Origin of the sequence: Rathayibacter sp. AY1C9, assembly GCF_002932315.1 — a bacterium.
Taxonomy (GTDB): Bacteria; Actinomycetota; Actinomycetes; order Actinomycetales; family Microbacteriaceae; genus Rathayibacter.
Genome location: NZ_PSVZ01000005.1, coordinates 1 through 26220 on the forward strand (window position 1 = coordinate 1; position 26220 = coordinate 26220).

The following is a 26220-nucleotide window of genomic DNA, read 5'->3' on the forward strand; positions in this document are numbered from 1 at the left end:
CACCGGGACGCCGGGGTTCTCAGCGACGCCGAGGCGGGCGGACTTCTTCAACGCCTCCTTGCGCATCATCGGCGCCAGGTCGCGCGGGGTCGCCATGTATCGGGCGGCGTGGTCGACGCTTGAGCGGTTCTTCCGTCCGAGCGAGCGCATCCACACGAGCCAGAGGCCCACGAGGACGATGACGGCGACAGCGGCCGCGGCCGCGGCCGCGGCCGCGGCCGCGGCGATCATCGTTGCGGACGTCGACCACACCACTCGGCCGCGGAACAGGCCCGAGATGATGTCGAACGGATCCGAGGGCAGACCCTCGTTCACTCCGTCGAGCTGCGACCCGACCGCGACGTCCACCCAGACGATGCCGATTGCAGCGATCGCCGCGAGGGCTGCGCCGAGCATCAGAGCGTCGTTATTGGCCTTGCCGGGCTCGCGGCGGCGGTTGTTGGCGGTGGCGCTCATGCGGACTCCTCCGTGTAGATCGGGCCGACCCACCGCGGGGTGCAGTCATCGGCGGGTGCTTGGTGCGAGGTTCCCCAGGAGAGGACCGCGAGGCCCCGCTCCGCGAAGGAGACGGGGAGGTCGGTCGTGTGGTAGCCGTGCTCTCCCGGGGCGGATCGCTGGCACGTCCAGCGGTAGCCCTCGAACGCGAGCGTCGACGGGCAGCTCACGCGATCACCCGGTCCCACTGGTCCCAGGCGACGAAGCCCGCCATGAGCCCGACGCCGGTCCAGCAGAGGGTGAGCAGGAACCGGTCGCGGTCCGCCGTCCGCTGGCGGGCGCGGAGCGCGCTGACGATCGAGGCGCCGCCGGCGCTGGCTGCGACGCAGCTCGCGCCGAGCGCGACGAGGACGCTCACGGCAGGATCTCGACGTTGACGGGATCGGTGGGTAGCGGTTCCGCTGCGCGGCCGGCGCGGGAGGTCGCGTGCCAGAACTTGTTGGTGTCGTTGACCTCCCTCTCCGCCGCGGTCAGCTCGACGCGCACCGGGATCCCGGGACGTCCGCCGACCTTGATCAGGAAGCGGCCTCGGCCGGGAGGCTCGGACTCGTGCCCGGACACGGGGTCCCAGGCGGGCGGGTCCTGCCAGGAGGTGAGCATCCCCTGCTCCGCGATCGACATCGGCACGGCCGAGGTCAGCAGCGGCATTTCCGCGCCGGGGAGGCCGCCGCAGATGACCATGCCGGAGCGTTCCACGAAGCCCTTCGCCTTCATCTGATCCTCCGAGGAGGCCAGTGCGAGGAGGTCGGACATGGTGTGGCTGATCATCGCCAGGCCGACGCCGCGCGCGGTTCAGGCGGGTGAGCGCGTCGACGTGACGGCCCAGGGAGTGCTCTCCGCTTTGCGGTGGACGTACATGGGGTACTCCCCCGCGTCCGTGGGGAGAAGGATGCGCATCGTGAACGCGTCATCACCGTCTCGGATGGTCGTAGCGCCTGTGGTGCTCATGCAGGGCACGCTCACAGGGTCCACCGTCCTGTAGGCCACTGCTGGCTACTAACTCACGAACGGGTAGAGCTCGCCGATCCAGGTGTCGTAGGCGAGCGTTGCCCGGCAGAACGCCACCACTGCTTCCGTCGCTATCGCGACTGCTCCACCCACCGAAGACCGTTCTGGGGACGGCGCTGCATCGACCGGCTGTACGCCCTCGAGGGTCGGCGTCGGCGATGAGGGTCTGGTGCGGGGTAGGGGTGAGGCGGTCTTCGGTGACTCGTTCTCGCGTGGCGCCCCATCTGGCGACGTCGATGAGCAACCGCTCACGAGGAGGCCGGAGCGGCTGGGCGGCCTCAGACCGTGCGGACCGTGCCGCCGTCGACCACGATCTCCGCGCCCACGATCTCAGCGGCGGCGTCCGAGGCGAGGAAGCCGATGACCTCGGCGAGCTCCTTCCGCGCTGCCGGCCGGCTGAGCGTCACTCCACCCCGCGAGCCGGAGCCGTCCTCCGAGACGGTCCCCCGGGACGCACCCGGAGACGACGAAGGCCCGGCACCGTCCTGAGACGGTCCGGGCCCTCGGGCACGCTGGGGCTGCGCGTCAGCGGCGCAGCGTGTGGCTCGGCTTCTCGTCGAAGCGCACCTGGTACGCGCTCGCGAAGCGGCCGAGGTTGCCGAAGCCCCACTCGCGGGCGACCGCGGCGACGGTGGTCGAGCAGGGGTCGCCGGCGACCAGGTCGGAGTGGGCGCGGTCCAGGCGCACGTCGCGCAGGTAGACCGACGGCGACACCCCGAGGTGCCGCTTCGTCGCCTGCTGCAGTGTGCGGGTGTGCAGTCCGGCCGCGCGGGCGGCGTCGGCCGGGGTGATCGGCTCGTGGGCGTGGTGCTGGAGGAAGTCGAGCGCCACCCGGGTGCGGGAGGCGGACGGGCGCCGCAGCACGGCCGGCACGTCCCACGCGCGCCACGGGAACAGCAGGAGCAGCACGCGGGCGAGGTCGAGCTCGGCGGTGAAGCGCACGAGCGGAGTGATCGCGGCCGTCGCGAGCGCGGCGCTCGCCTCCGTCACCGCGGCGCGCCAGCGGGCGAGGACGCCGGGGTCGGCGTCCGCCCCGTGGTCGAAGGAGACGGGCTGGCGGGGGCCGGCGTGCGTCTCGGTCGCGACGTCCTCGAGGAACCCGGGGGCGAAGTGGATGAGGTTCTGCCGGTGCGGCTCGAACTCGAGCCCGAACTGGCGCTCCGCGGGGAACAGGAACGGGGCGGACAGCGCGCCGGTCCGGGTGAACGGCGGCAGGTTCAGGCGTCCGCCGCCGGCGCGGAACCACCCGACGACGTACTCCTTCAGGTGGGGGACCTGGCCGGTGAGGGCGCCGGAGCAGTCGGAGGTGCGCAGGGTCACCCGGTCGCTGCCGCGGACGGCGTAGCGGTAGGAGAAGCCGCGCTGCGACGGAGCGACGCGGAACTCGCCTCCGCCGTACGCCTCGGAGTAGACGGCGGACGCGGCGGACGGATCGTCGCCGGAGGCTTCGTAGCGCCGGTCGGCCCGCTCGTCGCCCGCGAACGGGCTGCCGAGGGTGAAGGTCGACTCGCTCATGACGTCCGCCCGGGGCGGCGGCGGAGGGAGCAGTGCATGGGGGACTTCTTCCGGGTTCGGGGTCCGTGCGCTCGGGGGGACGCACGAGGGGTACGGAATCAAGACGTGTCGAGGAGCCGGAATGTCACGAATCCCGTCTCGAGGCGTCCCCCATCGGCGGCACTCGCAATCCGGCCAGCGGATTCGGCGGCCCGTTGTCAAGGCTGGTAGTCATGCCGGACGGCGCCCCACACTGAGGGCATCGGCGCGCGGGACACCGCGCGCGGGACCGCGGAGGAGGCGCTCATCGACGACGACCCCCTCCTGAACGCGTCCGACGCGACCCTCGCCGCGCGCGCCGTCGACGGCGACGTGCAGGCGTTCGAGCAGCTCGCCCGCCGCCACGGCGCGCTCATGCGCGTCTACGCCGCGAAGCTCCTCGGCTCCGAGGCGGAGTCCGAGGACGTGGTGCAGGAAGCGTTCCTCACCGGCTGGCGGCGTCTGGCCGATCTCGACAGCCCGGCGCACATCCGCAACTGGCTGATGCGCATCGTCACCCACAAGGCGATCGACCGGATCCGCGTCCGCCGCCGCCACGACGACATCGACGACTGGGACCCGCCCGCGCCGCCCGAGCACTCCCCCGAGCGCATCGTGGAGGCGCGACTCCAGCTGGACGCGGTCTGGGAAGCGCTGGACCGATTGCCTGCTGATCAGCGACGCTGTTGGCTACTCCGCGAGACCGCCGGCTACAGCTACCAGGAGATCGCCGACGCTCTCGAACTCCCCGTCTCGACGGTCCGCGGCCTCCTCGCCCGGGCCCGTCGATTCCTGCTCCACGAATTGGAGGCATGGCGATGACCGACGACGCCGCCGTGCCCGAGGACGACCTCGACGGCCACACGCTCGAGGAGCTGGGCGAGTACCTCGACCGCGGCCGCGAGCCGCGCGACCCCTCGATCGAGAACTCCGCCGCGTGCCGGCTCGCTCTCGCGAACCTCACCCGCCTCACCGAGCTCTCGGCACGGGCGCTGCGCCAGGAGGCCGACCGCGAGCCCGACCGCGACGAGGTCTGGATCGCCGGCCTGCTCGACGCGATCCGCTCCGAGGTGCGCTCCGGCCGCGACATCCCCGTCCGCCACCCCGACCCGACCCTCCGCCTGGCGCTCACCGAGGCGGCCGTGCGCGGGATGATCCGCCGCGCCGGCGACACGATGGGCGGCGTCATCATGGGCCGCTGCACCCTCGACGGCGACGTCTCGGCTCCCGGCGCGGTGGTGCGGATCGACGTGACCTGCGCCCTCGAGTTCGGCCTGCCGGTCGCCGTGGCCGCCGACCGCCTGCGCGAGCGCATCCGCTACGCCCTGGAGCGCCACACCGAGCTGACCGTCGGCGCGATCGACGTGACCGTCGACGACGTGTACCCCCACCGGGAGGAGCGGGAATGACCGACGACACCGAGCTCTCGCAGCGGCTGACCGCCGAGATCCGCGACATCGAGGGAGTCGCGGGGGTCTACCCCGCCCAGCCGATCGTCGAGGCCGCGGCCGACGCGCTCGCCGTGAAGCTGGACCTGCGGCAGCCCGACGTGCTGGTCGACATCGACCGGTCGGAGGGGTTCACCACGGTGAGCGCGCACATCGCCGCGTCCGCCGCACTGCCGGCCCCCGAGACGCTCCGCCTGGTGGGCGAGCGGATGCACGCGCTGCTCGCCGCCGACCCGTCGGTCTCGGGGCCGCTCGCCGTGAACGTGAAGGTGCGCCTCATCGAGGATTCGGGGCGCGCCGAGCACTGAGCGGGGCCGCCGCCGCCCCCCTCCCGCGAGAGGCCACCCGAGTACCTCGCGCGGCGTGCCGCGTACCGAGGTGGCGTCTCGCGGAAGGGATCAGGGGCAGCCCGTCCGGGTCAGCAGGAGACGAGGCGGTCGAAGCGGGACGCGACTCCCGAGCTGTCGCTGAACTTGCGGTTGATGACGCTCATCGTGTTGCAGCCGCTGTCCGGGCCGTTCCTCCAGATGACCTTGACGTTGCTCGCCTGGTCGCAGTGCCACCACACCGTGACCTGCGCGCGACCCAGGGAGTCGCGCTGCGAGCGGACCTCGTAGCAGTTGCCCGGGCCGCCGTTCCGGTAGACGAGCTGCCCGGCGGAGGCGGGGGTAGCGACGGCGACGGCCCCTCCGAGGGCGAGGGCGATCGCGGCGAGCGTGGCCGTGAAACGACGGTGCATGGTGTTCTCCTTCGAACGGGCGATCGGAGGCGACGGCGGCCGCCCCTCTGCCAGCACCCTGGACCCGGCCCGGCCGAGCCCGGTCGTGAGCTTTCGTGCCGGAGATCACCCCGCCTGGAGGGTGGGGGGAGAGCGAGTACTCCTCACTAGCGTCGAGGCGCGTGCAGCTGCGCGCCCCTTCGACGCAGAGGACTCGCCATGCCTTCACGACTCCTCGACCGGCCGCGACTCGCCCTCGCCCTCGCAGCCCTGTGCCTCGGAGTGCTGGCGGCGACACCCCCGCAGGCGGTCGCCGCCCTCGCACCGGCGTCCACGACTCCGACCGCCTCGTCCGCCGGCCAGGCCGTCACGGCGGCACCCGCCGACGCCCCGGGCTGGACCACGCTCCTGCGCGACGACTTCACCGGGCCGGCGGGCGCGCCGGTCGGGAGCCAGTGGGAGCACGAGGTCGGCACCTGGGGCACCGGGGCGGTCGACCGGACGACCGCGTCGACGGCGAACGTCTTCCTCACGGGCGGCGGCGCTCTGGGAATCCGCGCCCTCCGCGACTCCGCCGGAGCCTGGACCTCCGGGCGGATCGTCACCGCCGACAAGTCGTTCTCGGCGCCGGCGGGCGGCCGACTGCTGATGACCGCCTCGATCCAGCTGCCGGACGTCGCGCAGGCCACCGGCTACTGGCCCGCCTTCTGGGCTCTCGGGCGGGACGCGAACGCCGTCATCGACTGGCCGGCGACCGGCGAGTTCGACATGCTCGAGGCCGTCAACGGCACCGCCCAGGTGATCCAGACGCTGCACTGCGGAGTGCCGGACGGCGGCCCCTGCGACGAGCCCGTCGGCCGGACGAGCGGGATGCTGGACTGCGCGTCCTGCGTGACGGGGTTCCACCGCTACTCCGCCCTGCTCGACCGGACCGTGCCCGGCGACGAGCGCGTGGAGTTCCTCGTCGACGGCGTCACCCGGCACGTGGTGCGGGAGTCGGAGGTGGGGACGGCCGCGTGGCAGGCCGCGGTCCCGAACGACGTGCTGCTGATCCTGAACCTCGCCATCGGGGGCGGGCTGCCGAACGGCGTGTGCGGGTGCGACAGTGCAGCCGCTCCGAAGAGCTCCGGCGGGACGATGCTCGTCGACCACGTCGCGGTCTACCGGTCCGACGCGGCGCCGGCTCCGGTCGTCGTCGGGACCGCCGCGGTGGGCGCGACCCTGTCCTCCTCCGCCGGCCGGACGGGACCGCTCGTGCATCGCTGGGCGGCGGGAGGCGTCGACATCGCGGGAGTGACGGGTCCGGATCTCGTGGTCCCCTCCTCCGCGGTCGGCAAGCGGGTGACCGTGACGGTGAGCGCCGCCGACGGCTCCGGCCCGACGACCTCGCAGCCGACCGCACCGGTCGCCGCCGGCACCCTCGGCGCCGCGACGCCGACCGTCACGGGCACGGCCCGGGTCGGAGCGGTGCTCACGGCAGCCCCGGGTCCGTGGACGCCGACTCCCGTCAACCTCACCTACCGGTGGAAGGCGGACGGCGCGGCCATCGCGGGAGCGACGTCGCCGCGGTTCACGCTCACGAAGGCTCAGGCGGGGAAGCGGATCACGCTGACAGTCACCGGGACGAAGACCGGCTACTCCACCGCGAGCCGGACCTCCGCGGCGACGGCGGTCGTGGGACGGTGACGGGCGCGGGCTGTCCCCCGCCCGCCACCGTGTCTCAGACCTCGCGCTTGCGGCGAGGAGCGATGCGCAGGACGGCGGTCCCCGCAGCGATGAGGGCGAAGGCCGCGAGTGCCAGCCAGACCGAGTCGAACCCGGTCATGGCGAGCGTTCCGGCACCGACTCCGGCTCCGGCGGCTGTTCCGATGTGGTTGTACATGTCTCTCTCTCTGTTTCACCAGTCGCGCCGACGGCGTGTCAGCGCATCCAGGTAGGCCTTGGTGTGGACGACCTGCAGGAACAGGTCGACGACGAGCTCGTACATCGACGCGGCGGCGAGCATGTACCGCCAGCCGCGGTCGCGGACCGTCACGATCCGCTCGACGACGAAGATCGCGGTGACGGCCAGCCAGAACGGCTGGAGGCTCAGCTCGCCCCAGCCGACGGCGTAGACGATCGTGGCCAGGTAGACGTAGGTGATGATGCAGCCGAGCATCGTGAGCAGCTGGCGCCCCCAGTAGGGAGCCGTGACCCGCGTGAAGCCGTACTGCACGCAGTTCTCGACCGCTCCGCGCTTCCAGCGCAGGCGCTGACGCCAGAGGTCTCCCCAGGTCGGCATGACCTCGGTGACGAGGGTGCAGCCGGCAGGGCTCAGCACGTCGTAGCCGAGGTGGCGGATCGCGAACGTGAGCTCGTTGTCCTCGGTGAGGACGGTGGTGTCGTAGATGCCGCCGATGCCGTCTCCGGAGGGGAGGGAGCCGGCCAGGCGGGCCGCGCTGATGCGGCGCATCACGGCGACCTGGAGCACGGCCGCGGTGCCCGTGACGACCAGGCACTTCCCGTTCAGGCGGCGCACGTCGCGGGCGTAGCGCGCGTACTCGTTGCGCTGGAGGTGGCCGACGAAGCCGCCGCCCTCGCCGCCGCGGAACACTCCTCCGACCGCGCCGATGCCGCCGTGCAGCCTGCCGCGGGCGATCTCGAGGAACCCGGGGTCGAGCGCGGAGTCGGCGTCCTGCACGAGCACCAGGTCGTCGGCCTGCAGCCCCGGGAGGACCTCGGCGAGGAACTGGTTGAGGCCGCCCGCCTTCTTGTGGCTGTTCCCGACGGTGACGAACACCTCGGCGCCGTGCGCGAGAGCGATCTCGACCGTGGCGTCGGTGCAGTTGTCGGCGATGACGACGATCCGGTCCGGCGGCCACGTCTGCCGCCGCAGGCCCTCGATCGCCGCGGCGATCCCGGCCTCCTCGTTGTGGGCGGGGAGGGCGGCGACCAGGTCGCCGATGCGCGACGAGGCGCGGCGGCCGCTGCGGGGGCGCGTGCCGCGGATCGGAATGGACGCCGGAGGGAGCCGGTCGGCGTCGACGGCGGGGAGCACGGTGCGCTCGAGGACCGCGGCGGGGGCCGGCGGACGCTCGAGCAGCGCGGTCGGGGCGGCCGAGCGCTCCAGGAGCGCGGTCGGGGCGGCCGAGCGCTCCAGGAGCGCGGTCGGGGCGGCCGAGCGCTCCAGGAGCGCGGTCGGGGCGGCTGGGATCGTCACCGCTCCAGCGGGGATCGTCACCGCTCCGGCAGGCAGCGCGGACGCGAGGCGGCGCGGAGCGGAGACCCGCTCGCGCCCGGGGCGGGCGGCACGGCGTCCCGAGAGCGGGCGCGAGGCCGTCTCGTCGTGCGCCTCCCAGGTCGCCCGGCGACGGGGAGCCGCCGGCTCGTCCGCGCCGTGGCCGGGCTGTGTGCTCATGACTGTTCCTCTCCGCGGCCGGGGGCCGATGTGCGCTGATGAGCGCCCGCGCGGAACGGAGGTCGTCGCCGGGGTGGGCGCGACCCGAGTGAGGATCGGCGTCCGACGGGGGGATCGGAGCAGGGCCTGACAGAGGACAGCATCGGGGGGTGCTGCGATCAACCTAGGGGCACGGAGATGATGGAAGCAAGTGAATTTTGTCACCCTAAAGGGGCCACGCAAGGTCCTTGCGGCTCCCTCGTCCTCGTCGTACCAGGTCAGTCGGCTCGCCGAGCCTCCTCCACACCCGGCGCACCCCTCTCCGCTCGGCCCCGCGACGGGCCGTTCGGGGGTCGGCGGCGCTCTTGTGCGTCGAGCCGCCGGGGTCCACCATCGAGCGACGGCCCCCGCCCGGGGCGGCCGCACCCGACGGGTCAGGGGCGCCATGCGGTCGCGAGGTCTGCTCTTCTGCCTGATCCCGCCGATCCTCTGGGGCGGCATGCTCCCGGTCGCGGACAGCATCGCGGCGACGGTCGACTCCTTCTTCATGACCCTCATCCGCTACACGGCCGCCGCGGTCGTCCTCGCCCTGCTGCTCGCCCGGGCGGAGGGGCTCCGCGCCTTCCGGCTCGACGGCCGCGGGTGGCGGCTGGCGCTGCTCGGCGCCTCCGGATTCGCCGGCTTCGGCCTGCTCGCCTTCACGGCTCTGCGGTTCACCTCGGCCCCGAACGTCAGCCTGATGATGGGGATGATGCCCGCGATCGGCGCGGTGCTCGCGAGCATCGGCGCGCGTCGCCTGCCGCCTGCCGCCACCGTCGGCTGCATCCTGCTCGCGCTCGCCGGAGTCGCGCTCGTCGTCACCCGCGGCGACGTCGCCCTCCTCCTCGACGGCGAGCTGGGGTTCGGCGAGCTGCTCGCCCTACTCGGAGCGATCTGCTGGGTCGTCTACACGCGCGGAGCCGCGGCGTTCCCCGGCTGGTCGGCGCTGCGGTACTCGACGCTCACCACCGCGCTCGGCTGCCCCTCGATCGCCGTCGCGGTCGCCGTGGCGACGGCCACCGGCTCCGCGCACCCGCCGACCGGGGCCGAGGTGCTCGCGGCCTGGCCGCAGCTGGCCTACCTGATACTCCTGGCCGGCGTCGTCGCCGTGCTGCTGTGGAACACGGGCATCAAGCTGCTCGGCGCCCTCAACGGCACGCTCTTCCAGAACCTCGTCCCGGTGACGACCTTCGCGATCAGCATGGCGGGCGGCTACCGGCCGGGGCCCGTCGCCCTGCTCGGCGCGGCCATCGTCGTGACGGCGCTGCTGCTCAACAACTGGGCGACGCGGCGCGCGGCCGCGGTCGCCGCGCGTCCCGTGGCGGTACCGGCTCCGGTGCGCTGAGCGCACCGCGGGAGCCTCCCGCTCGGGGCGGTCACTGGTCGGAGTTGCCGGCCCAGCGGACGGAGCCCTGCGCCTCCTCCTTGCTGATCGGGGACACGGTGCCGCAGTGCGAGCACTCGAGCAGGTAGCGGGTCGAGACGGTCAGGACGGGGACGAAGAAGAGCGAGAGGCGCGTCCGGCGGCGGAGGATCCGCTGCTCGTCGCGCTGCCCGCAGACGCGGCAGACGAAGACGAGCGTCCGGAGGAGGTCCTCGACGGCTCGGGTCCCGAAGATGAGGAGCATGCGTCCGAGCGTAGGGAGCAGGGCGCGCTCGGCGGAGGGGGTTGCCGGGGCGCCGTCGCCGCGAAGCGCCGGGCGCAGACGACCACGGCGAGCGCCGTCTCGAGCAGGTCGCCTCCGTAGAACAGCAGGAGCGCCGCCTGGCGTCCGGTCTCGTCCGGAGCCTCCGCGTAGAGCACGGTCGCGAGCAGCCCGTGCGCGGCGATGCCCGCTCCGAGCACACCCAGGCGCAGGCCGAACGGGGCGCGGTGCGGGTTCGGATCGACTCCGGCGAGCGCCGCCGTCAGCAGGCAGCCGCTGAGCAGGAAGTGCACGCCGAGTGCGAGGTGCAGCAGCGGATCCGCGTGCGCGGCGGCGAGCAGTCCGGTCGCGTGCACGAGCCAGAGGGAGCCCGTCGAGAGCAGGAGCGCCGTCACGGGGTGGGCGAGGAGACGGGCCGGGCGGCTCCGGAGCAGCCGCGAGAGCCGCCGGGCAGCCGTGACGTCGAGCGCGCGCAGGGCCAGGGTGACGGGGGCCGAGAGCACCAGGAGGAGCGGCGCGAGCATCCCGAGGACCAGGTGCGTCAGCATCGCCCCGCGCGGATCCGCGTGCGACCACTCCGCGAGCGGACCCGTGAAGCAGAGCGCCGCGGTCGCGAGCCCGCCGAGGAGCAGGGCGGTGCGGTGGAGCGGCCACGGCCGTCCGCGCCGCCGCTCGAGTGCCGCGGCGCCCCCTCCGAGTGCCGCCGCCGCGGCCAGCGGGACCAGGAGCAGCAGGCCCGGGTCGAGCAGGGAGTGGTCGGCGTGCGGGGTCACGCCGTCGCACGCCGTCGCCGCGGCAGGAGGAGCAGCCCCGCCGCGAGCAGCACCGCTCCCGAGGCGATCCAGGCGGAGTCGTAGAGGAGCAGGTCGACGTCGTAGCGGACCTGGTGCACGCGGAGCAGCTTGTGGTCGACGACTCCGTCCCACAGCTGGAACAGTCCCGCCCCTGTGAGCCCCGCGGCCCACGCCGTGCGCGGACGCAGAGCGGATCGGCGCCGGGCGTCGGCGAGCAGGAAGCCGCCGCCGACGAGTGCGAGGATCTCGGCCGCGTGCAGCAGCCCGTCCGAGAGAAGGCCGATCGCCGGAGTGGAGCGGTCGTAGAAGTGGTGCCAGGCGAGGATCTGGTGGAAGACGATCTCGTCGACGGCCGCCATGAGGCCGACTCCGATCAGGAGGCCGCCCTGGAACGCCCGGTCGCCGCGGAGTCCCCGACGCCGCATCCGGTCCCCTCCCGATCGAGTGCCGGGGCCCCGGGATCCCGAGACCCCCGCGCCTCCTCCCGAGGCCCCGCCACCAGGGAAGCGGACGCGCGGATCGCGGCCTAGAGGGTTGACTCCTCGCGCCCGCGCCGGTCGTGCTGCCCCTCCGCTACGGGCTGGGCCGACGAGGCGCAACCCCGCGCGAGGGGCGCTCCCGTTCGGGAGAGTGGAGGCATGCAGCAGCTGACCTACGCCTCCAAGAGCTTCGTGACGACCGACGCCGTGACCGAGGCCCTCCTCGACCTGGTGACCGCGATCGACCGCCAGGAGCACTCCGAAGCGGTCACGGTCCCGGCGTTCACCGAGGACGGCGAGCTCATCGAGGCGAAGATGACGCTCGACGCGAGCAGCGAGCTCGTCGCCGTCCCCGTCGAGGTCTCCATCAAGGACGAGGAGTCGACCACCGGCGCCGTCGAGGCCGCCGTCGAGGACATCCGCTCCCGCATCAAGAGCAACCGCGCCACGATCGCGCGCCCCGTGATCGACGAGGACCCTGAGCCCTACAACTACGAGGAGTTCTGAGCAGCGCCTGCGGGCCTCCACGTCTCAGCACTTCCGCGCCTCCTCCGCACTGAGTTGCCCGGATCTGCTCACGACACGCCGGACCTGCCAGCCGATGCGGGCAGCTCAGCGGCGGTCCTGGCCCTGCGCCTCTTGACCGGCGGCGCAGCAGGGAGTCGGATGAGGGCATGCGCGCGCTGGTCCCCGTCTCCGATCCGTGGTCCGTCGACGGGAGCGGGCGGACGGACGACGGGCCCGTCGACGACCTCTCGGTCCGCGCCGAGCGGGACGGCGGCTCGTACTCGGTCCGGACGCTGCGGCTGACCGGTGTCCGCCTCGGGCCGCGCGGCTCGGTGCACGGAGTGGTCACCGACCCGGTCGCGACGGCCACGCTCGCGATCGGCTCGCTCCTCCTCTCGGTGATCCCCGCCGGCCTGCCTGAGGACCGGACGCGAGCGGCGATGGTGGCGGCGGAGGCGCGGGCTCAGGAGCTGGCCGCCGACCGGCCCGCGTGGGACGTGAGCCCCCTCCCCCTCGACGGGATCGACTACGCGCTCTTCACCCGGACCCTGCCCGAGGGCGCCGTCGCCCACGCCGACCTCGGCTGGGCCGTCGTCGCGCTGTGGAGCACAGGCCCGCTCCCCCGGGGCCCCTTCCACCTGCTCGAGATCCCCGACGAGCCCGTCCAGCGCTGAGTCGCCCGGATCGGCTCGCGACACACCGCAGCGGGGAGCCGATCCGGGCGACTCAGCGAACGGGTCAGCGCACTCAGCGCGGGGTCACGCGCCCGCGACCGTGGAGCCGCGCACCAGCAGCTCGGTCGGCAGCAGCGTCACGCGCTGCACCTCCTCGCCGGCCAGGAGGCGCACCAGCACGTCCGCCATCGCCTCGCCGAGGCCCGTGGAGGGCTGGCGCACCGTGGTGAGGCGCGGCTCGCTCGCCTCGGCGAAGTAGTCGCCGTCGAAGCCCGCGAGCGCGATGTCGCCCGGCACCGTGAGGCCGCGCTCGCGCAGCGCCGTCAGGGCGCCCGCCGCCATCTGGTCGTTGGAGGCGAAGACCGCGTCGATCGGCCGCCCGGAGTCGAGCAGGCGGCGCATCGCGGTCGCGCCGTCCTCGGGCGAGTAGTCGCCGTACTCGACGAGCGAGTCGTCGAGCCCCGCGGCGGTGACGGCCGAGCGCCAGCCCGACAGGCGGTCGATCGCGGCGGGCATGTCCTGGCGGCTCGCGATCATCGCGGGGGCCGTGCGGCCGAGGCCCAGGAGGTGCTCGGTGACCGTGCGCGCCGCTCCGGTGTTGTCGACGTCGACGAAGTAGCTGCCGCCCTCCTCCGTCAGCGGCCGCCCGCCGAAGACCACGGGGAGCGAGGCGCCGAGCTGCGCGTAGGAGTGGTCGCCGCTGTGGTGCGAGACGACGAGCGCGCCGTCGACGTTGCCGCCGAGCAGGTAGCGCCGCGTCTTCTCGGGCGCCGCCTCGGACGCGATCACGATGGTGAGCGTGTACTCGGTGCCGGCGAAGGCCATCGCGGCGCCCTGCACGACCGAGGCGAGGAACGGATCCGCGAACACCTTCGCCGCCGACTCCGGCACCACGAGCGCGACGGTCTGCGTGCGGCGGCTGGCGAGGGAGCGCGCGGCGCGGTTGGGCACGTAGCCGAGCTGCTCGATCGCGGCGAGCACGGCCGTCCGGGCGCCGTCCTTCACGCGCGGGGAGTCGTTGACGACCCGGCTGACCGTCGCGCGGGAGACTCCGGCCAGCGCGGCGACGGCTTCGAGGGTCGGGGCGGCCGAGGCGGTGTCGTGGGTCATGCGGGCCTTCCTCGCGGGTGCCTCCGAGGCTAGCCGAGCGCCGGAGGAGTGGGCTCGTGCGGGGCGTCCGCGGCGTGAAGGGGCGCGGATCGCGGCCATTCGGGGGTGATGCGGGGCGGCGGAGCGGGCCGGCGGAGTGAGTCCGCGGCCTGCGAGGGCGCGGATCGAGGCCGTTCGGGGTGGCGCGAAGCGGTCGGGGGCGCTGCCTCGGCGATCACCGGCGCGACCGGCGCGCGGCGATCGATCGCACACTGGCGGAGGCCGGGAGCCTCGCGCCCGTCAGCGCCCGCGGCGGAAGCGCGCGAGGAGTCTCCGGAGCCGCTCGGCCTGCCGGTCGGTGAAGTCGTTCGACAGCCGGAACGCCTCGCTCGTCGGATCCGCTCCGTTCGCGACATCGCGGATGGCGCGCAGCGCCTGCTCCGACGGCGTCGGCCCGTCCCCTGGACGCGGCTGCGCCGGCCCGCTCGAGGGGTCCTCGTCGCGCGGGTCCTTCGGCTCCATGTCGCCTCCTCCGCGCCAGCCTAGGCGGCGGGAGGTCGGGCCAGGAGGTCTCGGGCGGAGCGTGATCGGCGGGATCCTGCGCGGCAACGGTCGGGATGAGCCGAGCACGACGACCGGCCGAGCCACGAACCCGCCGGCCGCTCAGTCCACTGCCCGATCCCTCACCGCACCCCCCGACCCCCGGACCCGGGGCACCACGGCCCCGGGCCCGAGGCCCCCGTCCCGCGGTCCGATGTCCCCCGACCCGGTCCCGCGGGAGTCTCCGGGCCTCAGCCCTTCACCGCTCCGCTCATGATGCCCGCGATGAGCTGGCGTCCGGCGAGGAGGAACAGCACCAGCAGCGGGATCACCGAGAGCACGGCGCCGGCCAGCACGATCGAGTAGTCGACGTAGTAGCCCGACTGCAGCTGCGCGAGCGCCGTCTGCAGGGTCGGGTTCGTGGGGCTGAGGACGATCAGCGGCCAGAGGAAGTCGGTCCACGCCATCATGAACGTGAAGAGCCCGAGGATCGCCATCGCCGGTCGTGCCGCCGGGACGGCGACGGTGAGGAACGTCCGGAACTGGTTCGCTCCGTCCACGCGCGCCGCCTCGATCAGCTCGTCCGGGATCACGTCGACCAGGTACTGCCGCATGAAGAACACGCCGAACGCGGTGACCAGCGTCGGCACGATCACGGCGCCGAGCGAGCCGGTCCAGCCGAGCTGCCGCATCAGGATGAACAGCGGGATGATGCCCAGCTGCGTCGGGATCGCCATGGTCGCGACGACTCCGATCATCAGGCCGTCGCGCCCGCGGAACCGCAGCTTCGCGAAGGCGTAGCCGGCGAGCGTCGAGAACGACACGACCGAGAGCGTGATGATCCCCGAGACGATGACGCTGTTCAGCAGCGCCGTCCAGAACGGGATCGCCGTCAGCACCTGCGAGGCGTTGGCGAGGAAGTTGCCGCCCGGGACGAGCGGCAGGGTCTCGCTGCGGGTCGCGTTCGAGCCGCTCGCCACGACGAACGACCACCACAGCGGGTAGGTCGAGCCGAGGATGAAGGCGCTCAGCAGCCCGTAGGTGAGGAAGCCGGGCCGGTCGACGCGGCCGGCGCGGGAGGCGCGGACGCGGCGCACCGGGAAGGCGGCGGAGGTGGCGGGGGCGGTCATCGCTCGCTCTCGTTCTGGCCGAGGCCGGTGGTGGTGAGCAGGGGGTCCGCGGCGGCGATCTCGTCGGCGGTCGCGGGGCGGGCGGAACGGCGCTTCGAGCGCTGCGAGATCCGGTTCTCGACGGAGGCGATCCGCCGCGAGATCGCGAAGTTCAGCAGGCCGATCAGCACGATCAGGAGGAACAGCAGCCACGCGATCGCGGCCGCCTCGCCGAAGTTCTGGCGGAAGAACGCCATCTCCCAGAGGTAGAGGACGGTGGTCTGGAACTGCCGGTCCGAGCCGCCGATGCCGCCCGCGTTCGACACGTCGAACAGGCGCGGCTCCGCGAAGATCTGCAGGCCGCCGATGGTGGCGGTGATGATCACGAAGATCAGGGTCGGCCGGATGCTGGGGATCGTGATCGAGCGGAAGCGGCGGAACGCGTTCGCCCCGTCGATCGCAGCCGACTCGTGCAGCTCGCGCGGCACGGCCTGCATGGCGGCGAGGAGGATGAGGGCGTTGTAGCCGGTCCAGCGCCAGTTGACCATCGTCGCGATCGCGACGTGGCTTGCGAGGCGGTCGTTCGTCCACTCGATCGGGCTGATGCCCACGAGGCCGATCAGATTGTTGATCAGGCCCTCCTGGTCGCTGAAGACGCTCGAGAAGATCAGCGCGACCGCGACCGGCGAGACGATGTACGGCAGCAGGACGCTCATCCGCCAGAAGGTGCTGGCCCGCAGCGCCTGGTCGAGGGCGGCCGCGAGCAGCAGAGCGACGGCGAGCTGCGGGATCGTGGAGAGCAGGAAGATGCTCAGCGTGTTGACGATCGAGTTCCAGAAGAAGCGGTCGCCGAGCACGGCCGCGAAGTTCGCGAACCCGACGAAGTCGCCCTGGCCCTGCAGCAGCTGCCAGTCGTAGAGCGACACGACGAGCGTGTAGACCAGCGGGAACGCGCCGGTGAGCGCGAAGAGCAGGAAGAACGGCGAGATGTAGAGGTAGGGCGAGGCCTTCACGTCGAAGCGGCTCGCGCGCTGGCGGAAGGTCAGCGGGAGTCGGGGCGCCGGGCGCCGCTTCCCCGCGGGGGGCGTCGCCGTGGTCGGCGGGGTGAGTGTGCTCGTCATGGCGCTCTCTTCGAGGTCGAGTCGGAGTCGGAGGGGATGCGGCGGGGCCGGAGTCTCTCGTGCGGCGGGGCCGGCCGGGAGGAGTCGCGGGCAGCGGGGCCGGAGAGGCCTCGGCCGGCGGGCGGCAGCGTTTCTCCCGTGCGGCGAGGTGGCCCGGGATGCGGGCGGCCCGGCCGCACGGGGACCGGGAGGTCCGGTGGCGGCCGGACCTCCCGTGATGGTGGGGCCTCGTCCCGGAGGGGTCAGCCCCCGGGCGTCGGCCCGACCGGATCAGTCGACGAGCTCACCGAGGAGCTGGAGCGCCTCGTTCCAGCCCTCCTTGCCGTCGATCTCGCCGCGGTCGACCTTCTGCAGGACCGGTCCGAAGACGTTCTCCTGGATCAGCGAGTCGTCCGGGCCCTTGTACTGGGCGACGACGCCCTCGGCGCGCTGCGCGAGGATCGCGCCGGTCGGGGAGTCGTTCATGCCGGGGTCGGGAGCGGCCGCGGAGGCGAGCTCCTTCTGCGCGTCGAGGGTGCTCGGGAACGGTCCGGCCGCCTCGAACGCCTTCAGCTGCTGCTCCGGCTCACTGAGCCACGACGCCAGCGCGGCGGCCTCAGCGGGGTGCTTCGACTGGGTCGGGACGGAGAGGAACGAGCCGCCCCAGTTGGCGGGGCCGCCGGGGAAGACGTCGGCGAAGTCCCAGCCGGTGGCCTCGGCGTTGCCGCCGCCGGCCTCGACGTTGCTCTTCAGCGTGCCGAACATCCAGCCCGGGCAGACGAAGGTGGCGAAGGTCTGGTCGGTGAACGACTTGCCCTTGTTCCAGTCCCACGCCTTCTGCGCGGCCGAGAGGCCGGAGGCAGTGGCGTCGGTCAGCTGACCCCAGCGCTCCTCGAGCTCCGGGTTGCCCTCGACGTTCAGCTCGCCGTCGGAGGTGTAGTACCCCTCGGGCAGCTGGTTGACCATGGCGTTCCAGACGAATCCGGAGTGGTCGAACCAGGCCTTGCCGGTGGCGTCGTGGTACTTCTGGCCGGCGGCGAAGTAGTCGTCCCAGGTCGCGTCCGGTCCGCCGAGCATCTCGGCGACGGCGGCGCGGTCGGTGGGCATGCCCGCTGCCTCGAAGGCAGCGGTGTTGTAGCAGAGGCCCTCGGGTCCGATGTCGGTGCCGTAGCCGATGACGCGTCCCTCGGGGTCGGTCGCCTGCTCGTACTTCCAGTCGACCCAGTCGGCCTTGCGGTCCTCGATGCCGTGGTCGCGCAGGTCGACGAACTGGTCCGAGACCTCCATGACGGAGCCGAGCCAGCCCTCCTCGATGGCGACGACGTCGGCGAGTCCGGAGCCGGCGGCGAGCTTGGTGAACGCGTCGGTCCGCGCGTTGCCGCCGGTGTCGATGTTGTTCGGAACGATGGTGATCCCCGGGTTGGCGTCCTCGTACTCGCCGTAGAGCTCGTCGAAGCCCATGGCGTTGAACGTGGTGACGGTCAGCTCGATCTCGCCGCCCTCGGAGGCGTCGGATCCCGACGAGCATCCGGTGACGATCAGGGCGAGGGCCGAGGCGCCGGCGATCGCCGCGGCGATCCTGGTGCGTCGTGAATAGGGCACGGTCACTCCTTCGTGATGGTGGTGGGGCACCCCTGCGAGCGCTCTCACGCGTGCTGTTCCGCGTATGTGAGAGCGCTCTCACGAGGTGTGCGGCGAGCTTACGCACGCCCCCGCGGAGAGGTCAAGCGTTTTCGAGAGAGCGCTCTCATCCACTTGTTGGTCCCCGCCCAGCCGCGCGCCTCCCCGCCGCCCTCGCCCCCGCGAGAACGCAGAAGTCGCGGTACTCGAACGCGAGTACCGCGACTTCCGTGGACTCACCGCCCCCTGCCGATCGAGCAGCGGCTACTCGACCAGCAGGGCCGCCCTCAGCCCACCAGCACCGCGAAGCCCTGCGCGGGCAGCTGCACGGAGACGGCACCGGACGGCGACGTCTCGCTCACGAGCGCGCCGTCTTGCGAGTAGACGCGCAGGGTGCCGGAGCCGCCCGAGACGCCGATCGCCGTGGTGCGCACTCCGTCGGTGGAGTTGCGGATCAGCTCGGTGCGGCCGCCCTCTCCTCCGACCACGAGGCGCGTCACCAGCGGGCGCACCAGCAGCGCGTCGAGGCGCGTCTGCCCACTCAGCGGGCGGACCTGGACACTCGTCGATCCGGTCGGCACGGTGCGGCGGAGCTTCTCCGGGAGCAGCGCGCCCGACGCCTCGGTGACCCCCTGCGACCCGACGGTCGAGCGGAGCAGGTCGAGCGGGCGCGAGCCCGACGTCCAGACGCTCAGCGGCGTGCGCTCCGTACCGCGCTGCGGCTGGTCGATGACCGCCTCCACCACGCGGTCCTGCGTGGACGGGCCGATCGGGATCGACACCGCGCGGCGCGGGTCGGTCAGCGAGAGGTACGAGCCGCTCCAGCCGGCCTCCCCGGTCCAGGACGACTCGGGCGTGACGACGGTGCCGCCGCGCGCGCTCTCGGCCTCGACCAGCGTCAGCCCGTCGCGCGAGCGCTCGGTGGCGACGGTGCGGGCGCGGTCGGCGACGTCCGGATGCGCGTCGAGCGCCAGCATCGCCAGCAGGCCGTGGATCGTGCTCTCGGCGCCGCTGTTGCGGTTGACGGACCCGTCGGCCTGGACGCCGTCGAAGACGACTCCGGTGGCCGGGTCGTAGACCGGGCCGAGGCTGCGGTTCAGGCCGAAGAACCAGGCGCCCTGCACGGCCGCGAGGTCGGTGAAGGCGCTGGAGCCGGTGGCGTCGGCCAGGGCGAGCGAGTTCTGCAGGCGGGAGTCGGCTCCGTAGGCAATCTGCACGCGGTCGGTCGGAGTGGGGTTCCAGCCGTTGTCGGGGCCGCCGGCGGTGAGCAGCTCCGGAGCGAAGCGGGCGCCGTCGACGATCGCGGGCTCGAGGAGGGAGGAGTCATCGAGCGCCGCGGACGACGCGGCCAGGCCGCCGGCCATCTGCGACGACCAGGAGTGCCAGAGCGTGCGCGACTTCGTCCACGGCAGGATCGCGCCGTACGGCCAGGCGGTGGTGTCCGCCTCCGTCGTCGTGGTGCGGGCGTAGGCGGCGACGCCCTCGGCGAGCTGGGCCGTGCTCGTGCGCACCGCGGAGTCGTCGGGGGCGGCCTCGAGGTAGGCCGAGAGGCCGAGCAGCGCCTCCGAGGTGGCGTCCGCCCCGTCGACGATCAGCCAGGCCGGCACCTGCACGCCGTCGGCCTGCGCGTACTCGCCGTAGCGGGTGAGCACCTCGCGGTCGACCGCCGCGACGCCGAGGCGCAGCCGCTCCTGCAGGAAGGCGGCGAACTCCGGATCCGTGTCGCGGAACGCCGCGTAGCCCTCGCCGAGGGCCCAGAGGGTGCGGGCGAGCCAGTAGCTGTCCTCGGAGTCGCTCGGATCCGGCAGCTCGACCGGCTCGGCGCTCGCGTTCAGCTCCCCGTCGGTCTGCATCCAGAGCACCACGTTCCCGGCGTCGTCGCCCTCGGTGGTCTGGAAGTAGGCGAGGGCGCGGAGCGTCTCGAAGGCCTTCTCGCGACTCTCGGTCGATCCGGTCTGCTGCCAGTGGCGGAGGTAGACGACCGCGGCGCGCGAGATGTCGTCGGTGTTGAACGCGCCCTGCTCGTAGTCGCCGGTCGCCGGATCGAGGCGGCCACCGCCCACGCGCTCGAAGGCGCCGCCGTCGCGGGCGTCGGCGTAGGTCCACGGCATCACCAGGGTCGGCTCCTCGTCGAGCCGGTAGGTGGTGTGGCCGGGCTCGGGCACCGGAGTTGCGGTGTCGAGGAGGAAGTCGAGGTGCGCCGTGTTCGTCAGCGGCTCGGCCGCCTGTGCGGGGGTCGCGCCGAGGGCGAGGCCCCCGACGGTGAGGCCGGCGGCGGCCAGGACGGCCGCCGATCTGGTGAGCGTGTTCGTCATCGAACTCTCCTTGGGTGGGGGATGTGGGGGGCGGATCTCGATACGCGATGCGCGGCTAGTCGATCAGCGGGAGGCGCCGACGGACTCGATCAGCGACGTCAGCCGTCCGTGCGGACGAGGCGGGCAGCGCCGATCTTCGAGTCGGCCATGCCGTAGAAGACGTAGTGCTGTCCGTCGATCTCCTCGATCGCCGTCGGGAAGACGACGTTCGGGACGATCCCGCTGCGCTCCTCCTCCGTCTCGGCCTCGAGCAGCGGCTCGGCGGTGCGCGCGATCACCCGCGACGGGTCATCGCCGTCGAGGAGGATCGCTCCGGCCGAGTAGTTCACGTGCTGCTGCTGCGCGAAGGCGCTGTCGATCACTCCGGTCACCCCGTGGTGGATGAGCAGCCACCCCTCGGGCACGCGCAGCGGCGCGGGGCCGCCGCCGACCTTCAGTTCCTCGAACGGGAACTCCGGGCCCGCGAGGAACCGGTGCCGGGTCCAGCGCGTGAGGCTCGCCAGGTCGCGGTCGACCTCGTCCACCGGCACGTAGCTGATCCAGATGCTCTGCCGCGGGTCCTCGATCCCGGCCGGGAGGCGCACGCCCTCGCCCGGCCGCGTCTCGCCGAGGTCCCACATCGGCCGGTGCAGCACCGCGAACGAGCGGGTGCCGTCCGGAGCGGCGACGATCTCGGGGAAGAACACGCAGTCCTTGTTGTGGAACAGGCCCAGGTCGATGTCGAGCGCGTCGTCGTAGGCGAAGGTCACCGGGCCCAGGCGCCGCCAGTCGCGGAGGTCCTCGGACACGGCGAGCGCCGTCCGGGGCCCGAGCGGCCCGTAGGCGACGTAGGTCATCACGTGCAGGCCGAGCGCCTCGATGAAGGTGATCCGCGGATCCTCGACGCCGGCGTTGTGCGCGCCGCGCTCGAAGCCGCGGTCGGGTGCGAGCACGACGCCCGCGCGCTCGACTCCGACGGGCACGCCGCCCTCGACGACCACGCGGGCCAGGCCCACGCGCGAGACGTTGCCGGCGGCGACCATCCGGGGCAGGAGGTAGAGCTCGCCGTCGGGTCCGCGGCCGCTGCCGGGGTTGAGCACCCCTTCGGCTTCGAGCTCGTCGCCCGGGGCGGGCTCCATCACGACGCCGACGCGCTCGAGACGGTAGGGGACAGTGGTGAGGGTGGGAGACATGGTCAGCCTTTCACTCCGGATCCGAGATCGGTCGAGACGAAGTAGCGCTGGAACACGATGAACAGCACCACGACGGGCGCGGCGAGCACGACGGCTCCCGCGAGGATCGCTCCGAACGGGTTGTCGGTCGACGACGCCACGTTCGAGATGTAGTTGGCCAGGGACACGGCGAGCGGCTGCAGCGACGCGTCCTTGGTGATGAGGAACGGCCAGAGGAACTCGTTCCAGGGGCCGATGAAGGTCAGCAGCACGGCGGTCACCAGCGCGGGCCGCACCAGCGGGAGCGCGATGGTCCACAGCAGCTTCAGCTCGCCGGCGCCGTCGATCCGGGCCGCCTCGAACAGCTCCTTGGGGAGCTGCAGGAAGTACTGCCGGAAGATGATCACCGCCGTCGAGTTGATGGCGAACGGCAGGATCATCCCGAGGTGGCTGTCCGCGAGCCCGTAGTCGCGCGCGATCAGCACGTAGAGCGGGATCTGCAGCAGCTGGAACGGGATGACCTGCACCAGCAGGGCGAGCGCGAACACCGCGTTGCGCCCCCGCCACTGCAGCATCGCGAGCGCGTATCCGGCGAGGACGCCGAAGAACACCGTGCACAGCAGCACGCCGCCGGTGAAGATCCCGGAGTTGACCAGGCCGGTGAGGAGGCTGATCCGCTCGTTCACGTTGACGTAGTTGTCGAGCGTGAGGTTGCCCGGCTCCGGGATCGCTCCCGCCAACGTGGGGTCCGGATCCGTCTGCAGGGAGCCGACGATCATGTAGTAGAAGGGGAAGAGGAAGACGACCGCGCCGATCGCGAGCACGACTCCGCGGAGGATCACGGCTCCGCGGCTGGAGCCGACGGGGCGCCTCCGCGGCGACTTCTCGGGGGCGACGGCGGCGGGCACGGCCGAGGCGGCGCCTCCGGCACTGGACAGGGTGCTCATGAGTTCCTCTCCCCCGCGAAGCGGTTCTGCAGATAGGCGATGACCAGCACCAGCAGCACCAGGACCACGCCGATGGCCGAGGCCACGTCGGGCTGCCCCTGCTGGATCCCGAGCTGGTACATCAGCAGCACGGGCGAGGCGGACGCGCCGTTGGGGCCGCCTCCGCCGGTGAGGAGGTAGGGCTCGGTGAAGAGGTTCGCTCCCGTGACGGTCGACACCAGCAGCACCAGGAGGGTCGCGGGCCGCACGCTCGGCACGGTCACCGACCAGAACTGGCGGATGCGTCCGGCGCCGTCGGTCGAGGCCGACTCGTAGAGCTCCTTCGGCACGTTCTGGAGCGCCGCCAGGTACAGCAGGATGTAGAACCCGAGCTGCTTCCAGGTGACGTAGAGAGCGATGATCGGCATCGCGAGCTGCTCGTTGATCAGCCACGACGGGTTCGGCGCGAGCGGCCCGAGGAGGCTGTTGACCAGTCCGTTCCCGTTGAAGAGGAACAGCCACACACCGACGACCGCGACGCTCGCCGTGACGTAGGGCACGTAGAAGCTGACGCGGAGGAACGTCCGCAGGTGCACGACCTTGTCGAGCGCCGCGGCGAGAAGCAGCGAGAGCACCACCGTAAGCGGCACGTTGATCACCAGGAAGATCCCGATGTTGCCGAACGAGCGGATGACCTGCGGGCTCGAGAACGCCGTGACGAAGTTGTCGAGGCCGACGAACGGCCGCTCCACCTGTACGCCGGGAGCTGCGAAGAAGAAGTCGTGGAACGCGATCCAGACCGAGTAGACGACCGGGAACGCGAAGACCGCGAGCACGAAGAGGAGGTAGGGGCTGCCGAACAGCAGCCCGAGGGGCTGGGGCCCGAGGACGCGGTGCAGGAGGCTCCGCTTCCCCGGTGCCAAGGCCGGCGCGGGCCGGCGGGTGAGGGTGGTCACGGCCGGGTCACTGCTGGCCGGCGAGCCCGGTGACGGTCTCGGCCGCTCCGTCGAGCGCCGTCTTCACGTCGCCCTCGCCGAAGATGACCGTCTTGCCCCACGCGTCGCGGATCGCCTGCAGCATCTGCACCGTGTTCGGCCCCGACGGCACCTCGATGGTGCGGCTCGCCTGGTCGCCGAAGCGCTGGTAGGCGGGGTTCGCCTCGAAGTAGTCGGCGTAGGTGGTCTGCAGGTCGGTGCGCAGCGGCATCTGGCCGGTGGTCTCGAGCAGCGAGCGGTCCTGCTCCTCGCTGGTCGCGAACTTCAGCACCTCCCAGGCCGTGCCCTTGTTGGCGCAGGCGGAGTAGAGGCCGACGTTCTTCGCGTCGCTGAAGGTCCAGGTGTCCTCGGCGGGCGTGCCGTCGGGGGTCGGCACCGAGACGGAGCCCCAGTTCAGGTCGTCGTAGACCGAGACCGCCCAGGGGCCGACGATCGACATCGCGGCCTGGCCGTCGGCGAAGGCGTCGCCCTGGTACTGCTCGCGGCCGGCGAGGCCCTGGTCGTAGAGGCTCTTCCAGAAGTCGGCGACCTCGTAGCCCTCGTCGTCGGCGAAGGTGGCCTTGCCGTCCTCGACGAGGCTCGTCCCTCCGGTGGCCGCGGCGTAGAGCGGCATGAAGTCGAACTGGGTCTGGAAGAACTCGCTGGTGGGCGCGGGCTGGATCGCGGCGGGCGCGGCTCCCGACTCGACCAGCGTCTTCGACGTGGCGAGGAAGTCGTCGTAGGTCGACAGCGACGGGTTCTCGGGGTCGAGGCCCGCCTTCGCGAAGAGGTCCTTGTTGTAGAAGATGACGACCGGGTTGCTCTTCCACGGCATCTGGAAGTACTCGCCGTCGGCGTTCTGGTACTGCTCGGCGAGGTCGCCGCTGCGGGTCTCGATGTAGTCGGCGCCGCCGTCGAATTTCGAGAGGTCGACGAGTCCGCCCTGGCGCTCGAACTGGCCGACCGCGCTCGGGGCCGTGTTGAAGACGAGGCACGGCGCGTTGCCGGCCGTGATCGCGGCTCCGATGACCTCCTCGCTGCTCTTGCCTGCGGGGATCTCCTGCCCGGTGATCTCCTCGTCCGGGTGGTCCGCGTTCCACGCGTCGACCATCGCCTTGCCCCACTGGACCTCCTGCTCGTTGTTCGAGTACCAGATGGTGATCGGGCCGGTGGCGGTGAGGTCGGTCGACGCTCCGCCGCCGCCGCTGCAGGCGGTGAGGGCGAGGGTCGCGAGGGAGGCGGTGGCGATCCCGGTCAGCCAGCGTCTCGTCGTCGAGGGGGCCATGGTGTTCTCCTTGTCCGGCGTGCGCGACGGTGCGCACGCGTCTTCAGTGGGTCGACGGCCGCGGAGGAGCGGTCGAGTGGCGCACCACGAGCCCGGCGGGCTCGAGGTCGACGTCGGGGGCGCTGCCGGACTCGATGAGGTCGAGCAGCGTGCGGGCGGCCTCCTCGCCCCAGCGCGCGGGGCGCGTGCGGGCCGAGGTCAGCGACGGGTAGACGTGGGCGGCGATCTCGGAGTCGTCGAAGCCCGTGATCGAGAGGTCGTCGGGGAGCCGGAGCCCGCGGGCGTGAGCGACCCCGAGGCCGGCGATGGCCATGGGGTCGTTGCCGAAGACGATCGCGGTGGGCGGGGTCGGGCTGTCGAGGAGCCGCTCCGTGGCCGCCGCACCCTGCTCCGCGCTGAAGTCGGTGGCGACGAGCGCGGTGGGCTCGAGCCCCGCGTCGGTGCAGGCCCGCGTGAAGGCTTCGCGGCGGCGGGAGGAGTGGAGCAGGTGGTCCGGCCCCGCGACGTGGGCGATGCGGCGGTGGCCGAGCTCCGCCAGGTGCCGGACGGCGTCGGCGATACCGGCCGAGTCGTCCATCACGACGGCGGGTGAGGAGGAGCCCTCGAGGCGCCCGAGCGTGACGGCCGGGATCTGCAGCTCGGCGAGCAGCGCCGGCCGGGAGTCGTCCTGCCGGAGGTCGGTGAGGAACACGCCGTCGACGCGGCGGTCGGCCGCGAGCGTGCGGTAGACGGCCTCCTCGGAGGCGCCCGGGTCGACGACGCTGAGCACCAGCACCCGGCCGCGCTCGGCGAGCACCCGCTCGACCCCCGAGATGAAGGAGGGGAAGAACGGGTCGGCCGCGATGACCGCCGGGTCGCGCGCCACCACGAGGCCTACCGCGAAGGAGACGCTGGTGGAGAGGGAGCGGGCCGTGAGGCTGGGCCGGTAGCCGAGCTCGGCTGCGACGCGGAGGATCCGCTCGCGGGAGTCGGGCGAGACGCCCGGCCGGTCGTTGAGCGCGAACGAGACGAGCGCCTTGCTCACACCGGCCTCACGCGCGACGTCGAGGATCGTCGGTCTGCCCGCCATAGGAGCTCCTTCGCTCGTCGCCACGTCTGAACCGGTTTTGTAAACCGGTTCAGAAAACCGTAGCAGGGAGGCGGGCGGAGGAGAAGAGGGAGGTGGGTGAGGGCGTGCGCGTGCCACCTGGGGCGTGATTCCCGCCTGTCCCCGGTGCTGCGACGTGCACGTGTCGGCCGGTCGCTACCGTGACGGACACCTGTGTGTGGGCGCCCGGGATGGCCTCCGAGCGAGTGGCTCCCGGCCGCTCACGGAACCGTCGAGCGACGGAGTCTGAGAGCCCTCCGCGTCCCGGCTCCGGCTCGGCTGCCGGGTGCTGGAGTGTCCCGGTGCC

At 72.6% G+C, this 26220-nt stretch carries 27 protein-coding genes and 2 pseudogenes; 7 read left to right on the forward strand and 22 right to left on the reverse strand.

Features of this window, described 5'->3' with window-relative positions; genetic code table 11:
* The 5 genes and pseudogenes from C5D09_RS05260 to C5D09_RS05280 all read right to left on the reverse strand — a co-directional run.
* Positions 1-456: pseudogene (locus C5D09_RS05260) on the reverse strand (hypothetical protein); the annotation flags it as partial.
* A 205-nt stretch (positions 457-661) separates the two neighbouring features.
* The gene (locus C5D09_RS05270; RefSeq protein ID WP_104268771.1) at positions 662-853 is read right to left on the reverse strand and encodes a hypothetical protein; all 192 of its coding nucleotides are present in this window, start codon (positions 851-853) and stop codon (positions 662-664) included.
* A pseudogene (locus C5D09_RS05275) lies at positions 850-1309 on the reverse strand (ATP/GTP-binding protein); the annotation flags it as partial. The gene C5D09_RS05270 and the pseudogene C5D09_RS05275, both read right to left, overlap by 4 nt.
* A 472-nt stretch (positions 1310-1781) precedes the next feature.
* Complete coding sequence (locus C5D09_RS17065) at positions 1782-1910, reverse strand: SDR family oxidoreductase (protein WP_146085602.1); 129 nt, start codon at positions 1908-1910, stop codon at positions 1782-1784.
* A gap of 118 nt (positions 1911-2028) precedes the next feature.
* Positions 2029-3018: a helix-turn-helix transcriptional regulator gene (locus C5D09_RS05280; protein ID WP_104247226.1), complete on the reverse strand. Its 990-nt coding sequence runs from the start codon at positions 3016-3018 to the stop codon at positions 2029-2031.
* A gap of 351 nt (positions 3019-3369) precedes the next feature.
* Between C5D09_RS05280 and C5D09_RS05285 the strand changes: the two genes are divergently transcribed.
* From C5D09_RS05285 to C5D09_RS05295, 3 genes are read left to right on the forward strand one after another with little or no spacing between them, the layout of a single operon-like run.
* Complete coding sequence (locus C5D09_RS05285) at positions 3370-3858, forward strand: RNA polymerase sigma factor (protein WP_244248147.1); 489 nt, start codon at positions 3370-3372, stop codon at positions 3856-3858.
* Positions 3855-4445, forward strand: coding sequence for an Asp23/Gls24 family envelope stress response protein (locus C5D09_RS05290; RefSeq protein WP_146076902.1), 591 nt, complete (start codon positions 3855-3857; stop codon positions 4443-4445). Before C5D09_RS05285 ends, C5D09_RS05290 begins: the two co-directional genes overlap by 4 nt.
* Positions 4442-4792, forward strand: coding sequence for a hypothetical protein (locus tag C5D09_RS05295; protein WP_104223972.1), 351 nt, complete (start codon positions 4442-4444; stop codon positions 4790-4792). The genes C5D09_RS05290 and C5D09_RS05295 overlap by 4 nt, the downstream gene beginning before the upstream one ends.
* A 110-nt stretch (positions 4793-4902) precedes the next feature.
* On the opposite strand, the gene C5D09_RS05300 is transcribed toward C5D09_RS05295, so the two are convergent.
* Positions 4903-5223 carry a hypothetical protein gene (locus C5D09_RS05300; RefSeq protein WP_104268772.1) on the reverse strand — a complete coding sequence of 107 codons (321 nt, stop codon included), beginning with the start codon at positions 5221-5223 and terminating at the stop codon, positions 4903-4905.
* Between the two features lie 198 nt (positions 5224-5421).
* Here C5D09_RS05300 and C5D09_RS05305 point away from each other — a divergent pair, with 198 nt between their 5' ends.
* Positions 5422-6888, forward strand: coding sequence for a family 16 glycosylhydrolase (locus C5D09_RS05305; protein WP_104268773.1), 1467 nt, complete (start codon positions 5422-5424; stop codon positions 6886-6888).
* 34 nt (positions 6889-6922) lie between these two features.
* Here the strand turns inward: C5D09_RS05305 and C5D09_RS17410 are convergent, their stop codons facing one another.
* On the reverse strand, positions 6923-7084 hold the full coding sequence (locus tag C5D09_RS17410; protein ID WP_167305255.1) for a hypothetical protein: 162 nt from the start codon (positions 7082-7084) through the stop codon (positions 6923-6925).
* 15 nt (positions 7085-7099) lie between these two features.
* Positions 7100-8599 carry a glycosyltransferase family 2 protein gene (locus C5D09_RS05310; RefSeq protein ID WP_104268774.1) on the reverse strand — a complete coding sequence of 500 codons (1500 nt, stop codon included), beginning with the start codon at positions 8597-8599 and terminating at the stop codon, positions 7100-7102.
* 424 nt (positions 8600-9023) lie between these two features.
* Between C5D09_RS05310 and C5D09_RS05315 the strand changes: the two genes are divergently transcribed.
* On the forward strand, positions 9024-9962 hold the full coding sequence (locus tag C5D09_RS05315) for a DMT family transporter (RefSeq protein ID WP_104223969.1): 939 nt from the start codon (positions 9024-9026) through the stop codon (positions 9960-9962).
* A 31-nt stretch (positions 9963-9993) separates the two neighbouring features.
* Here C5D09_RS05315 and C5D09_RS17970 read toward each other — a convergent pair whose 3' ends face one another.
* From C5D09_RS17970 to C5D09_RS05330, 3 genes are read right to left on the reverse strand one after another with little or no spacing between them, the layout of a single operon-like run.
* Complete coding sequence (locus C5D09_RS17970; RefSeq protein WP_374953265.1) at positions 9994-10152, reverse strand: hypothetical protein; 159 nt, start codon at positions 10150-10152, stop codon at positions 9994-9996.
* Positions 10104-11036 carry a cytochrome c oxidase assembly protein gene (locus C5D09_RS05325; RefSeq protein ID WP_104268775.1) on the reverse strand — a complete coding sequence of 311 codons (933 nt, stop codon included), beginning with the start codon at positions 11034-11036 and terminating at the stop codon, positions 10104-10106. Before C5D09_RS05325 ends, C5D09_RS17970 begins: the two co-directional genes overlap by 49 nt.
* A complete protein-coding gene (locus C5D09_RS05330) occupies positions 11033-11482 on the reverse strand; it encodes a DUF2243 domain-containing protein (RefSeq protein ID WP_104268776.1) in 450 nt (149 codons plus the stop codon). The genes C5D09_RS05325 and C5D09_RS05330 overlap by 4 nt, the downstream gene beginning before the upstream one ends.
* Positions 11483-11695: 213 nt before the next feature.
* On the opposite strand from C5D09_RS05330, the gene C5D09_RS05335 reads away from it, so the two are divergent.
* Both C5D09_RS05335 and C5D09_RS05340 read left to right on the forward strand, forming a co-directional pair.
* Positions 11696-12043, forward strand: coding sequence for a hypothetical protein (locus C5D09_RS05335; RefSeq protein ID WP_104223965.1), 348 nt, complete (start codon positions 11696-11698; stop codon positions 12041-12043).
* Between the two features lie 167 nt (positions 12044-12210).
* Entirely contained in the window at positions 12211-12717 is a 507-nt protein-coding gene (locus tag C5D09_RS05340) for a hypothetical protein (RefSeq protein WP_104268777.1), read from the forward strand.
* Positions 12718-12801: 84 nt separating this feature from the next.
* Here C5D09_RS05340 and C5D09_RS05345 read toward each other — a convergent pair whose 3' ends face one another.
* The 11 genes from C5D09_RS05345 to C5D09_RS05395 form a co-directional block, all read right to left on the reverse strand.
* The gene (locus C5D09_RS05345) at positions 12802-13827 is read right to left on the reverse strand and encodes a LacI family DNA-binding transcriptional regulator (protein WP_104223963.1); all 1026 of its coding nucleotides are present in this window, start codon (positions 13825-13827) and stop codon (positions 12802-12804) included.
* 279 nt (positions 13828-14106) lie between these two features.
* Entirely contained in the window at positions 14107-14328 is a 222-nt protein-coding gene (locus tag C5D09_RS05350) for a hypothetical protein (RefSeq protein ID WP_104223962.1), read from the reverse strand.
* Between the two features lie 269 nt (positions 14329-14597).
* A complete protein-coding gene (locus C5D09_RS05355) occupies positions 14598-15476 on the reverse strand; it encodes a carbohydrate ABC transporter permease (protein WP_104223961.1) in 879 nt (292 codons plus the stop codon).
* Positions 15473-16576, reverse strand: a complete 1104-nt coding sequence (locus tag C5D09_RS05360; protein WP_104247219.1) for a carbohydrate ABC transporter permease — start codon at positions 16574-16576, stop codon at positions 15473-15475. Before C5D09_RS05360 ends, C5D09_RS05355 begins: the two co-directional genes overlap by 4 nt.
* Before the next feature lie 270 nt (positions 16577-16846).
* Complete coding sequence (locus tag C5D09_RS05365) at positions 16847-18157, reverse strand: ABC transporter substrate-binding protein (protein WP_104224001.1); 1311 nt, start codon at positions 18155-18157, stop codon at positions 16847-16849.
* 305 nt (positions 18158-18462) lie between these two features.
* Positions 18463-20490: a hypothetical protein gene (locus tag C5D09_RS05370; protein ID WP_104268778.1), complete on the reverse strand. Its 2028-nt coding sequence runs from the start codon at positions 20488-20490 to the stop codon at positions 18463-18465.
* A gap of 98 nt (positions 20491-20588) precedes the next feature.
* The gene (locus C5D09_RS05375) at positions 20589-21662 is read right to left on the reverse strand and encodes a glycosidase (protein ID WP_104268779.1); all 1074 of its coding nucleotides are present in this window, start codon (positions 21660-21662) and stop codon (positions 20589-20591) included.
* A gap of 2 nt (positions 21663-21664) precedes the next feature.
* Positions 21665-22588, reverse strand: coding sequence for a carbohydrate ABC transporter permease (locus C5D09_RS05380; RefSeq protein WP_104268780.1), 924 nt, complete (start codon positions 22586-22588; stop codon positions 21665-21667).
* Complete coding sequence (locus C5D09_RS05385; RefSeq protein ID WP_104268781.1) at positions 22585-23523, reverse strand: carbohydrate ABC transporter permease; 939 nt, start codon at positions 23521-23523, stop codon at positions 22585-22587. The genes C5D09_RS05380 and C5D09_RS05385 overlap by 4 nt, the downstream gene beginning before the upstream one ends.
* A gap of 7 nt (positions 23524-23530) precedes the next feature.
* Positions 23531-24826 carry an extracellular solute-binding protein gene (locus C5D09_RS05390; RefSeq protein ID WP_104263404.1) on the reverse strand — a complete coding sequence of 432 codons (1296 nt, stop codon included), beginning with the start codon at positions 24824-24826 and terminating at the stop codon, positions 23531-23533.
* 43 nt (positions 24827-24869) lie between these two features.
* Positions 24870-25895 (reverse strand): LacI family DNA-binding transcriptional regulator, encoded by a 1026-nt coding sequence (locus C5D09_RS05395; RefSeq protein ID WP_104268782.1) that lies wholly within the window; start codon positions 25893-25895, stop codon positions 24870-24872.
* Positions 25896-26220 lie beyond the last annotated feature (325 nt).

What these genes read in the sequence shown, in the direction of transcription:
- C5D09_RS05280 (WP_104247226.1), bottom strand. Translation starts at nt 3,018, where the DNA reads ATGAGCGAGTCGACCTTCACCCTCGGCAGCCCGTTCGCGGGCGACGAG.
- C5D09_RS05290 (WP_146076902.1), top strand. Translation starts at nt 3,855, where the DNA reads ATGACCGACGACGCCGCCGTGCCCGAGGACGACCTCGACGGCCACACG.
- C5D09_RS05295 (WP_104223972.1), top strand. Translation starts at nt 4,442, where the DNA reads ATGACCGACGACACCGAGCTCTCGCAGCGGCTGACCGCCGAGATCCGC.
- C5D09_RS05300 (WP_104268772.1), bottom strand. Translation starts at nt 5,223, where the DNA reads ATGCACCGTCGTTTCACGGCCACGCTCGCCGCGATCGCCCTCGCCCTC.
- C5D09_RS05305 (WP_104268773.1), top strand. Translation starts at nt 5,422, where the DNA reads ATGCCTTCACGACTCCTCGACCGGCCGCGACTCGCCCTCGCCCTCGCA.
- C5D09_RS17410 (WP_167305255.1), bottom strand. Translation starts at nt 7,084, where the DNA reads ATGTACAACCACATCGGAACAGCCGCCGGAGCCGGAGTCGGTGCCGGA.
- C5D09_RS05310 (WP_104268774.1), bottom strand. Translation starts at nt 8,599, where the DNA reads ATGAGCACACAGCCCGGCCACGGCGCGGACGAGCCGGCGGCTCCCCGT.
- C5D09_RS05315 (WP_104223969.1), top strand. Translation starts at nt 9,024, where the DNA reads ATGCGGTCGCGAGGTCTGCTCTTCTGCCTGATCCCGCCGATCCTCTGG.
- C5D09_RS05330 (WP_104268776.1), bottom strand. Translation starts at nt 11,482, where the DNA reads ATGCGGCGTCGGGGACTCCGCGGCGACCGGGCGTTCCAGGGCGGCCTC.
- C5D09_RS05335 (WP_104223965.1), top strand. Translation starts at nt 11,696, where the DNA reads ATGCAGCAGCTGACCTACGCCTCCAAGAGCTTCGTGACGACCGACGCC.
- C5D09_RS05340 (WP_104268777.1), top strand. Translation starts at nt 12,211, where the DNA reads ATGCGCGCGCTGGTCCCCGTCTCCGATCCGTGGTCCGTCGACGGGAGC.
- C5D09_RS05345 (WP_104223963.1), bottom strand. Translation starts at nt 13,827, where the DNA reads ATGACCCACGACACCGCCTCGGCCGCCCCGACCCTCGAAGCCGTCGCC.
- C5D09_RS05350 (WP_104223962.1), bottom strand. Translation starts at nt 14,328, where the DNA reads ATGGAGCCGAAGGACCCGCGCGACGAGGACCCCTCGAGCGGGCCGGCG.
- C5D09_RS05355 (WP_104223961.1), bottom strand. Translation starts at nt 15,476, where the DNA reads ATGACCGCCCCCGCCACCTCCGCCGCCTTCCCGGTGCGCCGCGTCCGC.
- C5D09_RS05360 (WP_104247219.1), bottom strand. Translation starts at nt 16,576, where the DNA reads ATGACGAGCACACTCACCCCGCCGACCACGGCGACGCCCCCCGCGGGG.
- C5D09_RS05370 (WP_104268778.1), bottom strand. Translation starts at nt 20,490, where the DNA reads ATGACGAACACGCTCACCAGATCGGCGGCCGTCCTGGCCGCCGCCGGC.
- C5D09_RS05375 (WP_104268779.1), bottom strand. Translation starts at nt 21,662, where the DNA reads ATGTCTCCCACCCTCACCACTGTCCCCTACCGTCTCGAGCGCGTCGGC.
- C5D09_RS05380 (WP_104268780.1), bottom strand. Translation starts at nt 22,588, where the DNA reads ATGAGCACCCTGTCCAGTGCCGGAGGCGCCGCCTCGGCCGTGCCCGCC.
- C5D09_RS05390 (WP_104263404.1), bottom strand. Translation starts at nt 24,826, where the DNA reads ATGGCCCCCTCGACGACGAGACGCTGGCTGACCGGGATCGCCACCGCC.
- C5D09_RS05395 (WP_104268782.1), bottom strand. Translation starts at nt 25,895, where the DNA reads ATGGCGGGCAGACCGACGATCCTCGACGTCGCGCGTGAGGCCGGTGTG.